Genomic DNA, 1,395 nt, shown 5'->3' with positions numbered 1-1,395 from the left:
GGTACGGATCAGCGGGGACCGGGAGTTGACTATCCATTCGTGAAAACGAACCACCGGTCCTCCGTTGCATCCGATGGTTATTCGCCGGTTGCGTCTTTTGTCTTGTGAAGCCTGTGAACCTCGTCCCAGTTAAGGATACGCTTTAGCAGACGCCAGTGCTCGACACTAGCAAACGAAGACCAAATCGAAAGAACGGCGAAAGCGATGTAGAAGCAAGCTATGCAGAGGATTGCGGTATAACGAAGCGAAAGTGTGATGTCGGCAGGAATGAATAGCTTTGCGAGAACGGCAATTGCGGCGAACCACATCGCCCATTGAAGTAGCCGGGAAATGTAGAAGCGGAAAACAAATCGAGGGGTGATTTCTTGGCCTTCGGACTGAACGTAGCAATCGAGTGACTCGCGTTGGCGGTCAGAAATTGGATCGTCAAGCACGCAACAGTCCGCCTTGGTGTGTTAGGTCAAGAGTCAATGGATTTCAGTCGAATAACGGCAGTGATCAGCGGGGACGGGCGAAAGACTTGCAAGCAGACGAGAAAACGGAACACCCGTCCTCCGTTGCATCACATGGTTATCGCACGGATTTGGGTTAAACGCCGATCGCGTCACCATGATGTATCAATCGACCGAGCACCGTCAGTTTAGCCTTCGGCCCCTTCGGTGACGGTTGTTCGTTCCCTAGCAGTATCAGTTTAACGAGGTCCCAATTTGAAAGCAACAAACGACGTTGTCGGACCAAACGGTTGCCAGCGGATCATCGACAGCGCCCCCATAGCAGAACATCAATCGCCCGGAGTGTGATAACGGTGGTGATCAGCGGGGACGGGCGAACGACGTGCAAGCAGACGAGAAAACGGACCACCCGTCCTCCGTTGCATCACATGGTTATCGCACGGATTTGGGTTAAACGCCGATCGAGTCACCATGATGAATCAATCGACCGAGCACCGTCCGTTTAGCCTTCGGCCCCTTCGGTGACAGTTGTCCGTTCCCTAGAAGTATCAGTTTAACGAGGTCCCAATTTGAAAGCAACAAACGATATTGTGGACCAAACGGACGCAAAGGGATCATCAACAGCGCACCCATAGCAGAGCATCAATCGCCCGGAGTGTGATAACGTCACCGTTCACCGGGCCGCGGCAAACGACATTGATTTCAGAATCCGCGCGGCCCGCGGCTCCGCGTGCAACGGATGGTTATCCGTGGTGAATATAGGTGGAAGGTGGAATGCCAGTATACGTTCCCAAAGCAACACCGAGCAAGCCGATGGTAACAGGAGATTGCTCGCGCAAGCCATCAGGACGTTCCGTCGTCGAGCAACGAATGTCGCCCGAGCACGCCGATGGTCGGTGCGAGAAGGCTCGCGCAAGCCATCAGGAGATTGGAAGGTCGAACA

Annotated in this window: 1 protein-coding gene; it reads right to left on the bottom strand. The window is 53.8% G+C overall.

Annotated elements, in window-relative coordinates; all coding sequences use genetic code 11:
* Nucleotides 1-77 precede the first annotated feature (77 nt).
* A complete protein-coding gene (locus tag CA13_RS00070) occupies nucleotides 78-434 on the bottom strand; it encodes a hypothetical protein (RefSeq protein ID WP_146393643.1) in 357 nt (118 codons plus the stop codon).
* Between the last annotated feature and the right edge of the window lie 961 nt (nucleotides 435-1,395).

Origin of the sequence: Novipirellula herctigrandis (assembly GCA_007859835.1) — a bacterium.
GTDB classification, from domain to species: domain Bacteria; phylum Planctomycetota; class Planctomycetia; order Pirellulales; family Pirellulaceae; genus Novipirellula_A; species Novipirellula_A herctigrandis.
Note: the sequence above shows the minus strand (reverse complement) of the source record. Positions and strands in the feature narration are given on the sequence as shown.